Here is a 16,485-nt window from a genome sequence, read left to right as displayed (position 1 = left end):
CACCGCCGCCAACCGCGACGCGCGCCGCCGCGCCACCGCCTACGCGCTGCTCAACGCCGCCGTCATCGCCGGCTATACCATGCTGGACGGGGTCGGCGTGCGCCGCTCGGGCGCGCCGGCCGGCTACGCCATGTGGCTGTTCGTGCTGACCGCCGCCATGCTGCTGTTGTGTTCCGCCAACCGCTGGGCCGAACTGCCGGCCTACGTCCGCACCCACCGCCGGGTGATGCTGCTGGGCGGCGTGGGCACGCTGGCGTCCTACGGCCTGGCGCTGTGGGCGATGACGCTGGCGCCGGTGGCCGCCATCGCCGCGCTGCGCGAGACCTCGATCCTGTTCGCCGCCCTGATCGCCGCCGTGTTCCTGCGCGAGCGCCTGGCGCCGGCGCGCATCATCGCCGTGATCCTGATCGCCTGTGGCGCCGCACTCATGCGACTGGCTTGATCCGGCCCGGTTCGGAGTAAAATAGGCGCGACCACAACTTCATTATCAGATTGGCAGCGTCCATGAACCAACTCGAACAACTCAAGCAATTCACCACCGTGGTAGCCGACACCGGCGATTTCCAGTCCATCCAGGCGTATTCGCCGCAGGACGCCACCACCAACCCGTCGCTGATCCTGAAAGCGGTGCAGAAGGAAGAGTATCAGCCCTTGCTGGAAAAAGCCGTGCGTGACAACCTGGACGCCAGCACCGGCGAAGTGATCGACCACCTGCTGGTCGCCTTCGGCAAGCAGATCCTGCGCGTGATCCCGGGCCGCGTCTCGACCGAGATCGACGCCGCGCTGTCGTTCAACACCGCCGCCTCGGTGGCCAAGGGCCGCGAGCTGATCAAGCTGTACGAAAAGAACGGTATCGACCGCGAACGCGTGCTGATCAAGATGGCCTCGACCTGGGAAGGCATCCGCGCCGCCGAGATCCTGGAAAAGGAAAACATCCACACCAACATGACGCTGCTGTTCTCGCTGCCGCAGGCGATCGCCTGCGCCGAGGCGGGGGCCAAGCTGATTTCGCCGTTCGTCGGCCGCATCTACGACTGGTACAAGAAATCCACCGGCATCGACTACCAGGGCGCCGAAGATCCGGGCGTGCAGTCGGTCAAGCGCATCTACAACTACTACCGCAAGTTCGGCTACAGCACCGAGGTGATGGGCGCCAGCTTCCGCAACACCGGCCAGATCCTGGAACTGGCCGGCTGCGACCTGCTGACCATCAGCCCGGACCTGCTGCAAAAGCTGGCCGACACCAGCGCGCCGCTCGAGCGCAAGCTCAGCGCCGACAGCAGCAAGAGCGCCACCATCGGCAAGATCGCCATCGACGAGCCGACCTTCCGCTTCATGTTCAATGAAGACGCGATGGCCACCGAAAAGACCGCCGAAGGCATCCGCGCCTTCGTCGCCGACACGGCCAAACTGAAGCAGATCATCTCCGGCATGCGCTAAGTTCCAGGCTGGTTCGTCTGCAAGGGCAGAAGCGCGGCGCCCGCCGCCTTCTGCCCTTGTTGCATCTGGATACGCTCCCAGCCGTAGTTTTCTGCCTGTATTACAATCTTGCATCAAGTATAAAACCCATCTTGCGAGACCTCCATGAGATCAGTCCCCCGTAGCACCGCCGCCGCTGTCGCCATCATGACCCTGCTGAGCGCCTGCGGCGACAAGGCCGCCGCGCCCGGCGCGCCGCCGCCGGCCACCGTCGCCGTCGTCACCGTCACGCCCAGCGCGGTCACCCTGAGCAGCGAACTGCCGGGCCGCACCGAGGCGTCGCGCATCGCCCAGGTGCGCGCGCGGACCGCCGGCATCGTGCTGAGACGCCTCTACCAGGAGGGCGGCGACGTCAAGGCCGGCGAGGTGCTGTTCCGTATCGACCCGGCACAGTTCCAGGCCTCGTTCGACAGCGCCCAGGCGGCGGTCGGCAAGGCCGAGGCCAACCTGGCGCAGGCCGATCTCAAGGTGAAACGGTATACACCATTACTGGCGGCGCAGGCGGTCAGCCAGCAGGAATACGACGACGCCGTCACCGCACAGAAGCAGGCGCAGGCCGACCTGGCCACCGCCAGGGCGGCGCGCACCAACGCCGGCCTGACGCTGGGCTACGCCACCGTCACCGCGCCGATCTCCGGCCGCGTCTCGCGCGCGCTGGTGACCGAGGGCGCGCTGGTCGGACAGGGCGAAGCAACGCCGATGGCCACCGTGCAGCAGCTCGATCCGATTTACGTCACCATCACGCAATCCTCGGCCGATGTGCTGAAGCTGCAGGCCGCGCTGGCCGAGGGCAAACTGAAGAGTGCCGGCAACGGGTCGGCCAAACGCGATGCCAGCGTCAGCCTGGTGACGGAGGACGGCAAGACCTATCCGCATCCGGGCAAGCTGCTGTTCTCCGACGTGAGCGTCGACGAAAGCACCGGCACCGTCTCCATGCGCGCCGAGTTCCCGAATCCGGACAAGGTTCTGCTGCCCGGCATGTACGTGCGCGCCAGGCTGGAACAGGCGGTCAACGAGGCCGCCATCACCATCCCGCAGCAGGCCATCGTGCGCACCAATGAAGGATCGACGGTGCTGATCGTCGGCGCCGACGACAAGGTGGTGTCGCAGCCGGTGGTAGCCACCGCCAACCAGGGCAGCAACTGGGTGGTCAGTTCCGGCCTGAAGGGCGGCGAGCGCATCGTGGTGGAAGGCTTCCAGAAGGCCAAGCCCGGCGCCACCGTCAATCCGCAGCCGTGGAAAGGGCCGGTCGGTGCCACGCCGGCCGCCGTACCCGCGCCGGCGCCAGCCAAATAACCGGGAGATCAGATGGCCAAATTCTTCATCGATCGTCCCGTCTTCGCCTGGGTGATCGCCCTCTTCATCCTGCTGGGCGGGATACTGGCGATCGGCATCCTGCCGGTGGCGCAGTATCCGACCATCGCCCCGCCATCCATCGTCATCACCGCCAGCTATCCCGGCGCCACCGCGCAGGTGCTGGACGACGCCGTCACCAGCGTGATCGAACAGGAGATGAACGGCGCCGACGGCCTGCAGTACGTGGAATCCGTCAGCGAGGGTAACGGCAACGTCACCATTACCGTCACCTTCGTGCCCGGCACCAATCCGGAGCTGGCTTCGGTGGACGTGCAGAACCGCATCAAGCGGGTGGAATCGCGTCTGCCGGCATCGGTCACCCAGCAGGGCGTGCAGGTCAACAAGGCACGCTCCAACATCCTCATGTTCGTCGGCCTGACCTCGACCGACGGCCGCCTCGATCCGACCGGCCTGGGCGACTACATGGCGCGCAACGTGGTCAATGAGATCAAGCGGATTCCCGGCGTCGGCCAGGCGCAGTTGTTCGGCACCGAGCGCGCCATGCGCGTGTGGGTCGATCCGGTCAAGCTGATCGGCCTGAAAATGAACATGGCCGACGTCACCGCCGCCATCCGCGCGCAGAATGCGCAGGTCACCTCCGGCACGCTGGGCGATCTGCCCAGCCCCGCCAAACAGACCTATTCCGCGCCCATCGTGGTGACCGGCCAGCTGTCCTCCACCACCGAATTCGGCCAGATCGTGCTGCGTGCGAATCCCAACGGCTCGCTGGTGCGGCTGAAGGACGTGGCGCGCGTGGAACTGGGCGGCGCCAACTTCAACATCAACGCGCGCCTGAACGGCGCGCCGTTCTCCGCCATCGCGGTGCAGCTGTCGCTGACCGGTAACGCGCTGGAAACCGCCACCGCCGTACGCGCCAAGATGGACGAACTGTCAAAATACTTCCCGCCCGGCGTCAAGTACACCATCCCTTACGACACTTCACTTTTCGTCAAAATCTCGATCGAGGAAGTGGTCAAGACCCTGCTGGAAGCGGTGGTGCTGGTGTTCCTGGTGATGTATCTGTTCCTGCAGAACATCCGCTATACGCTGATCCCGACCATCGTGGTGCCGGTGGCCCTGATGGGCACTTTCGCGGCCATGCAGATCTTCGGCTTCTCGATCAACGTGCTGACCATGTTCGGCATGGTGCTGGCGATCGGCATCCTGGTCGACGACGCCATCGTGGTGGTGGAAAACGTCGAGCGCATCATGAGCGAGGAAGGGCTGTCGCCGCGCGACGCCACGCGCAAGGCCATGGGCCAGATCACCGGCGCCATCATCGGCATCACGCTGGTGCTGGTGGCGGTGTTCATTCCAATGGCCTTCTTCGGCGGCGCGGTGGGTGCGATCTACCGCCAGTTCTCGCTGGCGATGGTATCGGCCATGCTGTTCTCCGCGCTGATGGCGCTGACCCTGACGCCGGCCCTGTGCGCCACCATGCTCAAGCCGGTGGAGGCGGGACATCACCACGAGAAGAAAGGCTTCTTCGGCTGGTTCAACCGCAAGTTCGCGGTGACGGCCACCGGCTATCAGGGCGTGATCGCGCGCATCCTCAAGCGCACCGGCCGCTATCTGATCATCTTCGCGCTGCTGTGCGGCGTGGTCGGCTGGCTGTATGCGCGTCTGCCCTCGTCCTTCCTGCCGAACGAGGATCAGGGCTACCTGATCGCCAACGTGCAGCTGCCGGCCGGCGCATCGACCAGCCGCACCCAGGCCGTGCTGGCGCAGGCCGACGCCTACTTCCGCAAACAGCCCGGCGTGGCACGCACCATCGCGGTGGCGGGCTTCTCGTTCTCCGGCAACGGCCAGAACGCGGGCCTGGTGTTCATTCCGCTGAAGGACTGGAAGGAGCGCGGCGCCGAAGATTCCGCCCAGGCCATCGCGCAGCGCGCCATGGGCGCCCTGTCCGGCATCCCGGATGCGATCATCTTCCCGCTCAGCCCTCCGCCGATCCGCGAACTGGGTAACGCCACCGGTATCACCGCGCGCCTGCAGGACCGCAGCGCGGCCGGCCACGACGCGCTGGTCGCGGCGCGCAACCAGCTGCTGGGTCTCGCCGCCAAGAGCCCGATCCTGAAAGGTCTGCGGCCCGAAGGGCTGGAAGATGCGCCGCAGCTGCAGGTCGATATCGACCGCGAGAAAGCCAATGCGCTGGGCGTCACCTTCGCCGACATCAACGCCATGATGTCGACCGCGTTGGGTTCCTCCTACGTGAACGACTTTGCCAGCTCGGGACGCCAGCAGCGCGTGATCGTGCAGGCCGACGCGCCGCGCCGTTTGCAGCCGGAAGACATCATGCAGCTCAACGTGCGCAGCGCCAGCGGCACCATGGTGCCGTTCTCCTCGTTCGCCTCCTCGCATTGGATACAGGGTCCGGTGCAGCTGGTGCGCTACAACGGCTACCCGGCCATCAAGCTGACCGGCGACGCCGCGCCCGGCCGCTCCACCGGCGAAGCGATGGATGAACTGGAACGCCTGGCGCAGCAGCTGCCGCCGGGCTTCGGCGTCGAATGGACCGGCCAGTCGCTGGAGGAAAAGACCTCCGGCTCGCAGGCGCCGATGCTGTTCGCGCTGTCGCTGCTGGCGGCCTTCCTGGTGCTGGCGGCACTGTACGAAAGCGAATCGATACCGATCGCCGTGCTGCTGGTGGTGCCGCTGGGCGTGCTGGGCGCGCTGCTCGGCGCGACCATCCGCGGACTGCCGAACGACGTCTACTTCAAAGTGGGCCTGATTGCGATCATCGGCCTGTCGGCCAAGAACGCGATTCTGATCATCGAATTCGCCAAGGACCTGCAGGCGCAGGGCAAGGGGCTGATCGAAGCGACGCTGGAAGCGGTGCATCTGCGTTTCCGCCCCATCATCATGACCTCGCTGGCCTTCATCCTCGGCGTGCTGCCGCTGGTGATCGCCACCGGCGCGGGTTCGGCCAGTCAGCGCGCCATCGGCACCGGCGTGATGGGCGGGATGATCACGGCCACCGTGCTGGCGGTGTTCCTGGTGCCGGTGTTCTTCGTCGTCATCCGCAGGATATTCAAGGGCAGCGAACGCCAGCGCAAACTGGCCGCACATGAAATGAACGATAAAAACCATGAAACCTATGATTAACTCCGCCGAAGCCTCGCCGCGCGGCGCATTCGCGGCGCTGCTGACCGCAGGCCTGCTGTCGGCATGCTCGATGGCGCCGAGCTACCAACGCCCGTCCGCGCCGGTGGCCGCCAGCTTCCCGTCCGACAGCGCCGGCGCCGCGGCGAAAAACAGCGTCGCCCTGCCGCTGCCGGCCGATGCCAGGTCCGCCGTGGACACCGGCTGGCGCGACTACTTCACCGACCCGCGCCTGCAATCGCTGATCGCCGCCGCGCTGGACAACAACCGCGACCTGCGCACCGCCGTGCTGCGCATCGACGAAGCGCGCGCGCAGTACGACATCCAGTCGGCCGACCGCCTGCCCAACCTGAACGCCAGCGCCAGCGCCACCAAGGCCAAGACCCCGGCCTTCCTGTCCGGCAGCGGCCAGACCGTGGTCGGCAAACGCTACGATGTCGGGCTGTCGGTGACCTCGTTCGAACTGGACTTCTTCGGCCGCGTCAAAAGCCTGAACGACGCCGCGCTGGCGGCCTACCTGGCCACCGACGAAGCGCGCCAGGCGGCGCAGATCGCGCTGGTGTCGCAAGTGGCGCAGGCCTATTACACCGAACGCGCCTACGCCGAGCAGTACGCGCTGGCGCAGCAAACGTACGAAGCGCGGGCCCGCACCTACAAGCTCACCCAACAGCGCGCCGAAGTGGGCGCCTCCTCGCGCCTCGACCTGCGTTCCAACGAAACGCTGATGGAAACCGCGCGCGCGTCGGCGCTCACGCTGGCGCGCCAGCGCGCGCAGGCCGAGAATGCGCTGACGCTGTTGATCGGCCAACCGCCCTCGTCGGCCGCCAGCGGCGCCATGCCGAGCGACGCCCAGATCGACGCGTTGAGCGCGCTGCCGGAAGGCTTGCCGTCCGACCTGCTGGTGCGCCGGCCCGACATCCGCGCCGCCGAGCAGCGCCTGAAATCGGCCAACGCCAACATCGGCGCCGCACGGGCCGCGTTCTTCCCGCGCATCGGCCTGACGGTGGCGGTGGGCAGCAGCAGCCCGTCGCTGCACGGCCTGTTCGACAGCGGTTCCGGCAGCTGGTCGTTCGCGCCGGCGCTGACCCTGCCCATCTTCGACGCCGGGCGCAACCGCGCCAACCTGACGCTGAGCGAGGTCCGTAAAAACATCGCCGTGGCCGACTACGAAAAAACCATCCAGACCGCGTTCCGCGAAGTGGCGGACGCGCTGGCCGCGCGCGACTACCTGGGCGAACAAGTCAACGCCCAGCGCGCCGTGCAGGACGCCCAGGCCGACCGTCTGAAGCTGCTGCAACTGCGCTTCGACAATGGCGTCGCCAGCAGCCTGGACGTACTGGACGCCCAGCGCGAGCTGTTCAGCGCCCAGCAGGCGGTGGTGCAGGCGCGCCTGCTGCGCACCACCACCGCCATCGACCTGTATCGCGCCCTCGGCGGCGGCCTCAAGTAAAATCGGGGTCAGAGCCGACTCAAACCATGACATCGCCAATTACCATTCGACTGGGTCACAAGGCCCGCCAACGTATCGCCGCAGAGGGTGTGCTGGCGGCCGATGTGGCGATTGTGCCGGCGGCCGCCGGCGGGCCGAAAGGGCTGATCCTGCATGGCTTCGATTGCTGGTTGTTCGGCGATTTTCTGCGCCAGGCACCGCGTCCGCGCAAGCTGGTGGGCGCCTCGATCGGCGCCTGGCGCATGGCCGCTTCCGCCTTCGACGATCCGGTCGCGGCGCACAAGCGGCTGGCGCGCCTGTACGCCAGCCAGCGCTACCCGAAAAACGTCACGCCCGAGTATGTGTCGCGCACCTGCCGCGCGCTGCTCGACGAATTGATCGACGGCCGCGCGCGGGAAGTGATCGGTCATCCGCATCACCACCTGTCGGTGCTGACCGCGCGCGGCGCCGGTGCGCTGGCCAATACCAACGGTGCGCGCTGGCGCGAGATGGCCGGCTTTCTGCTGGCTGCCGTCGGCAACGCGGTATCGCGCAACCGCCTGGCCGCGTCGATGCACCGGGTGGTGTTCCATCACGCCGGCGACGACGCCAACTGGCTGCGCGAACGCTTCGACGCCTTCGACGGCCGCTTCGTCGAACTCAGCGCACACAATCTGCGCGACGCGCTGCTGGCTTCCGGCTCGATCCCGCTGGTGCTGCAGGCCGTCACCGATATCGCCGGCGCGCCGGCCGGCGCCTACTGGGACGGTGGCCTGATCGACTATCACCTGCACCTGCCCTATCAGCGCGACGCCGGCCTGGTGCTGTACCCGCACTTCAACGATTACATCGTGCCCGGTTGGCTCGACAAGTCGATGCCATGGCGCCGCGCGCGCGATCAGGCGCTGGACAACCTGATCCTGGTCTCGCCCTCGCCCGACTTCATCGCCCGCCTGCCCAACGCCAAGCTGCCCGACCGCAAGGACTTCAAGGTCTACGGCCAGGATAACCAGCGCCGCACGCGCGACTGGCTGAGCGCCATCGGCGAAAGCGAACGGCTGGCCGACGCTTTCGCCCGCTGGTGCGAAAGGCCCGACCTGAATCAGGCCGCCAGTTTTTGACTGTTCCCAAACAGCAACAAAACGCACACACGGCGGCCGGACAGGCGCATACTTGAATCCTGCACTTCAGTTCGGGAGTCAACATCATGAACATTCTGTCACGGATGCGCATCGGTACGCGTCTCGCCACCGGTTTCGCCATCGTCCTCGTGCTGTCCATTCTGGCGACTTCGGTCGCGCTGGTGAACGCCCGCGCCAACGCCCAGGCCACGCGCGCCATGATGGAAAAGCCGCTGGCCAAGGAACGCCTGGTGGCCGACTGGTATGTGCTGATTTACTCCGCCATCGCGCGCACCGCGCTGATCGCCCGCAGCACCGACCAGACCTTGTCCACCACCTTCGCCGACGTCATCGCGGGCAGCGTCAAGCGCGGCAGCGATCTGATGGGACAGCTCAAGGAGCTGATCGACACCGACGAGGAGCGCGCGCTGTTTGCCGACATCACCAAGCTGCGCGACCAGTATCAGAAAGCCAAGACCGAGGTCATGAACGCGCGCAAGGCCGGCGATAGCGCCAAGGCCGAGCAGGCCTTCAACAGCAGCTTCACGCCCGCCGCCGAGACCTATCAGAACAAGGTGAAAAGTCTGCTCACCTTGCAGCGCAAGGCGATCGACGACACCGCGCACGCCATCGACGCCGCCAATGACCGCAGCAATGCGTTGCTGCTGCTGCTGGCGGTGCTGATGGTGTCGGTCGGCTCGCTGGCGGCCTGGGTGATCTCGCGTTCGATCACGGTGCCGCTCAAGTCGGCGGTGGACATCGCCACCACGGTGGCCAACGGCGACCTGACCACCCCATTCGACAGTCGCACCAACCAGGACGAAATCGGCGACCTGATGACGGCGCTGAAAAGCATGAACGATGCGCTGCGCCAGGTGGTCAGCCAGGTGCAGGTGGGCACCCACACCATCGCCACCGCCTCCAACCAGATCGCCGCCGGCAACATGGATCTGTCGCAGCGCACCGAGGAGCAGGCCAGTTCGCTGGAGGAGACGGCATCGTCGATGGAAGAGCTGACCTCCACCGTGCGGCAGAATGCGGAAAACGCCCGTCAGGCCAACCAGCTGGCGCACGCGGCGTCCGAAGTGGCGGAGAAAGGCGGCGACATCGTCAGCCAGGTGGTCAATACCATGGGCTCGATCAATGATTCTTCGCGCAAGATTTTCGACATCATCAGCGTCATCGACGGTATCGCCTTCCAGACCAACATCCTGGCCCTGAACGCCGCGGTGGAAGCGGCGCGCGCCGGCGAACAGGGGCGCGGCTTCGCCGTGGTGGCGTCCGAAGTGCGCGGACTAGCGCAGCGCTCGGCCGCCGCGGCCAAGGAGATCAAGGAATTGATCGGCAATTCGGTCGAGCAGGTCGACATCGGTTCGAAACTGGTGCAGCAGGCCGGCAGCACCATGGACGACGTGGTGGCCAGCGTGCGCCGGGTGACCGACATCATGGGCGAGATCACCTCGGCCAGCAGCGAACAGAGTGTCGGCATCGACCAGGTCAACACCGCCATCACGCAGATGGACCAGGTGACGCAGCAGAACGCGGCGCTGGTCGAGGAAGCGGCGGCAGCGGCGACCAGCATGCAGGAACAGGCGGCGCGCCTGGCCGAAGTGGCGGCATCGTTCAAGCTGGGACAGGACGGCATGCACGCGGCGCTGGCGACGCCGGCGAGCGCCAAAGCGGCCAAACCCGCCCTGTCGGCCGCGCGTCCTTCCCGTGCCGCCACGCCGCCGGCCAAGCGCACGCCGCCCAAACTGGCGGCCGTTCCCGCCAGGCCGCGCAAACCGGCCACAGTCGGCGCCGACCAGGACTGGGAAGAATTTTAAGTCGTTCAGCCCTTCAGGAACATTTCCTGCAGGTCGTTGAGGAAGCGCTGTCCCAGCGCGGTCGGCTTGATCAGCTTGTGGTCGCGGTACAGCAGGCCCTTGGCTTCCGCCGCGTTCAGCGCCTGGTCGATGGCGTTGATGCTCATGCCGGTGCGCTCGGTGAACAGGTTGGGATCGAAACCTTCGTGCAGGCGCAGGGTGTTGAGCATGAATTCGAAGCCCATGTCTTCCCGCTGGATTTCATATTCTTCCTGCACCGGCGCGCCCAGCTTGACCTGCTCCATGTAAGCCTTGGGCTGCTTGTAGCGCGCCTGGCGCAGCACCCGGTGCGGAAACGACAGCTTGGAGTGCGCCCCCGCGCCCACGCCAAGATAGTCGCCGAATTCCCAGTAGTTCAGGTTGTGACGCGCGCGCTTGCCCGGCTTGGCGTAGGCCGAGATTTCGTAGTGCTGGTAGCCGTGCGCCGTGGTCAGTTCGGCGATCATGTCCTGCATGTCGGCGCTGGTGTCGTCGTCCGGCAGCGCCGGCGGATATTTGGCGAACAGGGTGTTCGGTTCCATCGTCAGGTGGTACAGCGACAGGTGCGGCGGCTTGAAGGCGATCGCCGTTTCGACGTCCCGGCGCGCTTCTTCCAGCGTCTGCGACGGCAGTGCGTACATCAGGTCGAGGTTGAAGTTGTCGAAGGTGGACAGGGCGATGTCCACCGCGCGCCTGGCTTCGTTGTCGTCGTGGATGCGGCCCAGCGCCTTCAGGTGGCGCTGGTTGAAGCTCTGGATGCCGATCGACAGGCGGTTCACGCCGCTGGCGCGGAACGACTTGAATTTCTCCTGCTCGAAGGTGCCGGGATTGGCTTCCATCGTGATCTCGCAGTCGCTGTCCAGCGGCAGCAGGGTGCGCACGTCCGACAGCAGCCGATCCAGGCCGGCCGCCGACATCAGGCTCGGTGTGCCGCCGCCGATGAAGATGCTGTAGATCTTGCGGCCCCAGATCAGCGGCAGCGCCATTTCCAGGTCGGTGCGCACCGCGTCCAGGTAGTCCTGTTCGGGGAAGGCGCCGCCCTTGGCTTCGTGCGAGTTGAAGTCGCAGTACGGGCATTTGCGCACGCACCACGGGAAGTGGATGTACAGCGACAGCGGCGGCAGCGCCGTCAGGTTCAGCGCCCCGCCCTGCAGGTATTTCGCGGCGACGCTGGCGGCCTCGCTGATGTCGGTGGCTGGCCTGGCGGCTTGCGCCGGACTTGCGCCGGCGCCGACGACTTTAATCGGGATCATTTTTTCAGCTTCTCTACCAGTGCGCGCAAGGCCTGGCCGCGGTGCGACATGGCGTTCTTTTGTTCGGAGCTCAGCTCGGCGGCGCACTTGCCGAGCGACGGGATGTAGAAATAGGGGTCGTAACCGAAGCCGCCGTCGCCGCGCGGTTCGGCGATCATCACGCCGTCCCAGCGGCCGTCGGCGATGATGGGCTGCGGATCGTCGGGGTGGCGCACGAACACCAGCACGCAGTAGTAGTACGCGGACTTGTCTTCATGCTTCGCCAGCTCGGCGATCATTTTTTCGTTGTTGCGCGCGTCCGATTTCGGCTCGCCGGCAAAGCGCGCCGAGTAGACGCCGGGCGCGCCGCCCAGGGCATTGACGCAGACGCCGGAGTCGTCGGCCAGCGCCGGCAGACCGGTCAGGCGCGACGCGTGACGCGCCTTTTGCAGTGCATTTTCGACAAACGTATGAAAAGGTTCATCCGCCTCCGGCACGTCGTACTCGCCCTGCGCACGGACTTCGTAGCCCACGGTGGACAGGAGTTCGTTGAACTCCTTGAGTTTGCCGGCGTTGTTGGAGGCGAGGATCAGGCGTTGGGTCATGGTATATCGGCTTCATGTCAAGCAAGGAAGCCGGTATTTTACCCCGCGATGCCCAGCGCCTGTTTTTGCAGCTTGATCAGGTCGGCGATGCCGGCCTGCGCCAGGTCCAGCAGGCGGTTCATGCCGGCGCGGTCGAAGGCGGCGCCTTCGGCGGTGCCCTGCACTTCGATGAAGTGGCCGGCGTCGGTCATGACCACGTTCATGTCGGTGTCGCAGTTGGAGTCTTCCACGTAGTCCAGGTCCAGCACCGGCATGCCTTGGTACACGCCGACCGAGATCGCCGCCACGAAGTGTTTGAGCGGGATGGCCGGGATCAGGCCGCGCGCCGCCAGCTTGGAGAAGGCATCGTAGGCGGCCACCATGGCGCCGGTGATGGAGGCGGTACGGGTGCCGCCGTCGGCCTGGATCACGTCGCAGTCCAGGTGCAGGGTGCGCTCGCCGAAGGCTTGCAGGTCGAAGGCGGCGCGCAGCGAGCGGCCGATCAGGCGCTGGATTTCCTGCGTGCGGCCCGATTGCTTGCCCTTGGCGGCCTCGCGGTCCATGCGGCTGTGGGTGGAGCGCGGCAGCATGCCGTATTCGGCGGTCAGCCAGCCCTGGCCTTTGCCCTTCAAAAAGCCGGGTACTTTTTCCTCGATGCTGGCGGTGCAGATCACCTTGGTGTCGCCGCACTCGATCAGCACCGAGCCTTCGGCGTGCTTGGTGTAGTCGCGGGTCAGGCGGATGGTGCGCAGGGCGTCGACCGGACGGCCGCTGGGGCGTGCTTCAAAAGTCATGCTGTTCCTTACTTGAGTATTTGGGAGGATTTTTCAATCGCGCCGCGGATTTCCGCGATGGCGCGTTCGATTTCGTCATCATCGAAGGCGTCCGCCTGCGCCGTCTCCTGCGCGGCAGGCTCGCCGTGGATGGTGGTGCTGTGCAGATCGTGCGGCAGCGCTTCGGTCGAGATCACTGTGGACGCTTCGGCAGGTCCGGCACCTTCCGCCACCGACCCGCCCTGCCACATGATGGCCAGCGCGGTGACGTTGTCGCTGGCGTCGCCCGCCGCTTGCAGCGCGGCCCGCAACATGTCGGGCACGGCGCGCACCACGGTCTGTGCGTGCAGACGCCGCACCAGATCATCGTCCGGCAGCATAGACCACAAACCGTCGGAACACAACAGCAGCACATCGCCCGGCAGCAGGCCGTGACTGTCCGCCAGCTCCACCTTGGGCGGCGTATCGGCGCCCAGGCAGTTATACAGCTTGTTGCGGTCCGGGTGGGTGGCGCGTTCGGACGGCGCTACCAGCCCCTTGGCGATCAGGCTCTCGAGGTGCGAATGGTCGCGCGTGCAGGCCAGAATGCGGCCGGCGCGCATCCAGTACAGACGCGAATCGCCACAGTGCGCCCAGGTCGCCGTGCCGTGCTGGATCAGGCAGGCGACGATGGTGGTGCGCGGCGTTTCCGCCAGCGCGCGGGCAATGCGCTGCCGGTGGATTTCGCGGTGGGCGGCGTGAAACGCCTGCTCCAGAAAGCGTTGCGGCTTCTTCACGTAGGGCTGGGCGTGCTGCTGGAACAGCGCGGCCACCGTCTGCAGCGCCACCGTGGCCGCCACTTCGCCATGCGGATGGCCGCCCATGCCGTCGGCCAGCACCAGCAGCAGCGCATCGCGCGTGAAGCTGTAGCCCATGCGGTCCTGGTTGATCTTGCGGCCGCCGATGTGGCTTTCCTGATACACCGAGAATTGCATGGCGCTCCCCTTTCAAATCAGCGTGTCCGGGCCGGCATTGGCTTTGGGGCGTGCTCCGCCCAGCCGCCCGGCCAGGCCGCGCAGCTTGTCCAGCATCGATGGCGGTTTGGCCGGATGCTGCACTGCGGCAGCCGCGGTGGTCGCAACCGCGTTCGCCTGCAGCACTTTCTGCACCGCGAACAGGCTTTGCGGACGGTCCAGCGGTTCCACCGCCAGGCACCAGCGCACCAGCTGCACCAGCTCCGGCGAGTACTGGCCTTGCAGTTTGTCGAAGTGGCCGGCCATCTTGTCCTCGGTCTTGCGCTGGTCGGCCGGCTGCGGCGGCGAGCCGACCATGCAGGCGAACATGGAGGCGCCAATGCTGTAGATGTCGGTCCACGGCCCCAGGCCGCTCTTGGCGTACAGCTCGGGCGGCGCGAAGCCTGGCGTGTACATCGGCGTCAGCGTCGGCATGTCGCTGTTGATGGTCTGGCGCGCGGCGCCGAAGTCCAGCAGCATGGGCGTGCCGTCGGTGCGCAGGTAGATATTGGCGGGCTTCAGGTCCAGGTGCAACAGCTTGTTGGCGTGGACTTCGCGCAGTCCCTTGACCACTTGCGTAAAAATGGTGCGGATGAAGGCTTCGCCCACCTTGCTGCCCTTGGCGCGCTGGCCCTGAATGTGCTCCTGCAGCGAATGGCCGGACTCGTAGGCCATCACCATATACACAGTTTCATGCGCGCGGAAGAAATTGAGCACGCTGACCACGTTGGGATGGGCGATGCGCGCCAGCGCCCGGCCCTCCTCGAAAAAACACTTGAGGCCAATGCGGAAGATGGGCAGGTTGGCCCTGGACACGACCGGCACCAGTTCGCCGGGCTGGCGCAGTGCCAAAGAACTGGGCAAATATTCCTTGATAGCCACAGCCACACCCTCGGGATCGTACGCCAGGTAAACAATACTGAACCCACCGGACGCAATTTTCTTTACAATGCGATATCCAGCAATTTCCAGACCATCGGGTAGGGGGGCGTTGTTTTGTGCAGCCATAGGGTTCCTCGCCTCAACAACCGGATTGTGTGGATAAATCACTGTTTTGTAAAGATTAAATCGGGGATATCCATTGAGCATTTCCAGCATGACGGGCTACGCGGTCGCCACCAGTGAAAGTGCGGCGGGAACACTGACCATCGAAATCAAGAGCGTCAACTCGCGATTTCTGGATCTTCAGTTTCGAATAAACGACGATTTGCGCGCCCTTGAACCCGATTTACGCTCGGCGATCATGGCGGCCATCACCCGCGGCAAGGTGGAACTGCGCCTGAGCTTCGGCCGCAAGGCGGCGACCGCTGGTTCGCAGGCCCTGAATCTGCCGCTGCTGACCGAGCTGCAACGGCTGCAGGGCGAGGTGGTCGGCCTGTTCCCCGGCGTGCAATCGATGTCGGTGGCCGAGCTGCTGCGCTGGCCCGGCGTGATCGAAGAGGCGCAGATCGGCCAGGAGTCGCTGCAGGCCGACGTGGCCGCCCTCGCCGGCCGCACCATCGAGGCGTTCGTGCAGAGCCGCCAGCGCGAAGGCGCGGCGCTCGAGGCGATGCTGATTTCGCGCATCGAGGCGATGGAAGGCATCGTCAAGCGCATCACGCCGCTGATTCCGCAGGTGGTGGCGGCGTTCCAGCAGAAGGCGGTGGAGCGCATGCAGGACGCGCTGGGCCTGGCCTGCCAGGGCTCGAATTCGGCGCTGTCGCGCCAGGACGCGCTGGAGCGCATCCGCCAGGAAGTGATCCTGTACGGCATCCGCATCGACGTGGCCGAAGAACTGGGCCGGTTGTCGGCGCACCTGACCGAAACCCGCCATATCCTGAAAAAAGGCGGCCAGGTCGGCAAGCGGCTGGACTTCATGATGCAGGAGCTGAACCGCGAAGCGAATACGCTGGGCGCCAAGGCGTCGGTCAAGGAGCTGGCCGACGCGTCGATGGAGCTCAAGCTGCTCATCGAGCAGATGCGCGAGCAGGTGCAGAACCTGGAGTAAGCCAGGAAGGGAGCGGCAGGCTCCCTTTTTTACGCCCACATTATCCATCCATATGGATAATGTTTCCATTTTTCTCCATTTATTTAATAATCGCGCGGCGCTACAGTGGTGTCACTCCAACTTCTTACCGAAAGGTGACATCATGAAAAACGCCAGCCAACTGCTCAACGCCTACCTCGCCAACATCCAGGACCCGGCCGCCGCGGCCGCCCTGTTCGCCGAAGACGGCGTGCTGGAACTGCCGACCCTGTCGACGCTGGGCATCAACGCCCGCGCGGTGGGACCGACGGCGATCGCCTCGTTCATCGGCGGCCTGCTGAAAAACGTGCCGGATTTCCGCTTCAAGGATGTGCAGCTGTTCATCGAGACCGAGGACCGCGTGTTCGGCGAATACAGCGTCGAAGCCAAGGTGCTTTCGACCGGCAAAATCTACAAGCAGACCTACGCCGGCATGCTGGTCGCCGAAAACGGCAAGATCAAGCACCTGCGCGAAGCGCTGGACACCCACGCCGCCGCGCTGGCCTTTGCCCCGAATTGATTAGTCTGCTTGCGGCTCCACGCCAGGTGGTGTAGCGTCAAACGACAA

14 protein-coding genes are annotated in these 16,485 nt (G+C 65.7%); 9 read left to right on the top strand and 5 right to left on the bottom strand.

The genetic code is table 11. From position 1 onward, the window contains the following. The 7 genes from E4L98_RS08830 to E4L98_RS08800 all read left to right on the top strand — a co-directional run. The coding region (locus E4L98_RS08830; RefSeq protein ID WP_167761304.1) for an EamA family transporter at positions 1-442 on the top strand (442 nt) is incomplete at its 5' end. Positions 443-504: 62 nt separating this feature from the next. Further along, a complete protein-coding gene (tal, locus tag E4L98_RS08825; protein WP_135201189.1) occupies positions 505-1,440 on the top strand; it encodes a transaldolase in 936 nt (311 codons plus the stop codon). A gap of 144 nt (positions 1,441-1,584) precedes the next feature. Next, entirely contained in the window at positions 1,585-2,775 is a 1,191-nt protein-coding gene (locus E4L98_RS08820; protein ID WP_135201188.1) for an efflux RND transporter periplasmic adaptor subunit, read from the top strand. A 12-nt stretch (positions 2,776-2,787) separates the two neighbouring features. Next, a complete protein-coding gene (locus tag E4L98_RS08815) occupies positions 2,788-5,940 on the top strand; it encodes an efflux RND transporter permease subunit (protein ID WP_135201187.1) in 3,153 nt (1,050 codons plus the stop codon). After that, positions 5,933-7,387, top strand: a complete 1,455-nt coding sequence (locus tag E4L98_RS08810) for an efflux transporter outer membrane subunit (protein WP_135201191.1) — start codon at positions 5,933-5,935, stop codon at positions 7,385-7,387. Before E4L98_RS08815 ends, E4L98_RS08810 begins: the two co-directional genes overlap by 8 nt. Before the next feature lie 26 nt (positions 7,388-7,413). Then, a complete protein-coding gene (locus E4L98_RS08805) occupies positions 7,414-8,487 on the top strand; it encodes a patatin-like phospholipase family protein (protein WP_135201186.1) in 1,074 nt (357 codons plus the stop codon). 86 nt (positions 8,488-8,573) lie between these two features. Further along, a complete protein-coding gene (locus tag E4L98_RS08800; RefSeq protein ID WP_135201185.1) occupies positions 8,574-10,313 on the top strand; it encodes a methyl-accepting chemotaxis protein in 1,740 nt (579 codons plus the stop codon). 5 nt (positions 10,314-10,318) lie between these two features. Here the strand turns inward: E4L98_RS08800 and hemW are convergent, their stop codons facing one another. The 5 genes from hemW to E4L98_RS08775 are packed head-to-tail and all read right to left on the bottom strand — an operon-like array spanning position 10,319 to position 14,920. Beyond that, positions 10,319-11,584 carry a radical SAM family heme chaperone HemW gene (hemW, locus tag E4L98_RS08795; RefSeq protein ID WP_135201184.1) on the bottom strand — a complete coding sequence of 422 codons (1,266 nt, stop codon included), beginning with the start codon at positions 11,582-11,584 and terminating at the stop codon, positions 10,319-10,321. Continuing rightward, positions 11,581-12,168 carry an RdgB/HAM1 family non-canonical purine NTP pyrophosphatase gene (rdgB, locus tag E4L98_RS08790; RefSeq protein WP_135201183.1) on the bottom strand — a complete coding sequence of 196 codons (588 nt, stop codon included), beginning with the start codon at positions 12,166-12,168 and terminating at the stop codon, positions 11,581-11,583. The genes hemW and rdgB overlap by 4 nt, the downstream gene beginning before the upstream one ends. 38 nt (positions 12,169-12,206) lie before the next feature. Then, positions 12,207-12,941: a ribonuclease PH gene (gene rph, locus E4L98_RS08785; RefSeq protein WP_135201182.1), complete on the bottom strand. Its 735-nt coding sequence runs from the start codon at positions 12,939-12,941 to the stop codon at positions 12,207-12,209. A gap of 8 nt (positions 12,942-12,949) precedes the next feature. Continuing rightward, positions 12,950-13,894 (bottom strand): PP2C family protein-serine/threonine phosphatase, encoded by a 945-nt coding sequence (locus tag E4L98_RS08780; protein WP_135201181.1) that lies wholly within the window; start codon positions 13,892-13,894, stop codon positions 12,950-12,952. Positions 13,895-13,906: 12 nt separating this feature from the next. Further along, complete coding sequence (locus tag E4L98_RS08775) at positions 13,907-14,920, bottom strand: serine/threonine protein kinase (RefSeq protein WP_135201180.1); 1,014 nt, start codon at positions 14,918-14,920, stop codon at positions 13,907-13,909. Positions 14,921-15,008: 88 nt separating this feature from the next. On the opposite strand from E4L98_RS08775, the gene E4L98_RS08770 reads away from it, so the two are divergent. Both E4L98_RS08770 and E4L98_RS08765 read left to right on the top strand, forming a co-directional pair. Then, complete coding sequence (locus E4L98_RS08770) at positions 15,009-15,899, top strand: YicC/YloC family endoribonuclease (protein ID WP_135201190.1); 891 nt, start codon at positions 15,009-15,011, stop codon at positions 15,897-15,899. Between the two features lie 142 nt (positions 15,900-16,041). Beyond that, positions 16,042-16,437 (top strand): nuclear transport factor 2 family protein, encoded by a 396-nt coding sequence (locus E4L98_RS08765; RefSeq protein WP_135201179.1) that lies wholly within the window; start codon positions 16,042-16,044, stop codon positions 16,435-16,437. Positions 16,438-16,485: the final 48 nt, after the last annotated feature.

Source organism: Duganella callida, assembly GCF_004614165.1.
Lineage (GTDB): Bacteria > Pseudomonadota > Gammaproteobacteria > Burkholderiales > Burkholderiaceae_D > Rugamonas > Rugamonas callida.
Note: the sequence above shows the minus strand (reverse complement) of the source record. Positions and strands in the feature narration are given on the sequence as shown.

Coding starts and splice junctions, on each gene's coding strand:
- E4L98_RS08810 (WP_135201191.1), top strand. CDS start 5,933: ATGATTAACTCCGCCGAAGCCTCGCCGCGCGGCGCATTCGCGGCGCTG.
- E4L98_RS08765 (WP_135201179.1), top strand. CDS start 16,042: ATGAAAAACGCCAGCCAACTGCTCAACGCCTACCTCGCCAACATCCAG.
- rdgB (WP_135201183.1), bottom strand. CDS start 12,168: ATGACCCAACGCCTGATCCTCGCCTCCAACAACGCCGGCAAACTCAAG.
- rph (WP_135201182.1), bottom strand. CDS start 12,941: ATGACTTTTGAAGCACGCCCCAGCGGCCGTCCGGTCGACGCCCTGCGC.
- E4L98_RS08770 (WP_135201190.1), top strand. CDS start 15,009: ATGACGGGCTACGCGGTCGCCACCAGTGAAAGTGCGGCGGGAACACTG.
- E4L98_RS08800 (WP_135201185.1), top strand. CDS start 8,574: ATGAACATTCTGTCACGGATGCGCATCGGTACGCGTCTCGCCACCGGT.
- hemW (WP_135201184.1), bottom strand. CDS start 11,584: ATGATCCCGATTAAAGTCGTCGGCGCCGGCGCAAGTCCGGCGCAAGCC.
- E4L98_RS08780 (WP_135201181.1), bottom strand. CDS start 13,894: ATGCAATTCTCGGTGTATCAGGAAAGCCACATCGGCGGCCGCAAGATC.
- E4L98_RS08805 (WP_135201186.1), top strand. CDS start 7,414: ATGACATCGCCAATTACCATTCGACTGGGTCACAAGGCCCGCCAACGT.
- E4L98_RS08820 (WP_135201188.1), top strand. CDS start 1,585: ATGAGATCAGTCCCCCGTAGCACCGCCGCCGCTGTCGCCATCATGACC.
- E4L98_RS08815 (WP_135201187.1), top strand. CDS start 2,788: ATGGCCAAATTCTTCATCGATCGTCCCGTCTTCGCCTGGGTGATCGCC.
- tal (WP_135201189.1), top strand. CDS start 505: ATGAACCAACTCGAACAACTCAAGCAATTCACCACCGTGGTAGCCGAC.
- E4L98_RS08775 (WP_135201180.1), bottom strand. CDS start 14,920: ATGGCTGCACAAAACAACGCCCCCCTACCCGATGGTCTGGAAATTGCT.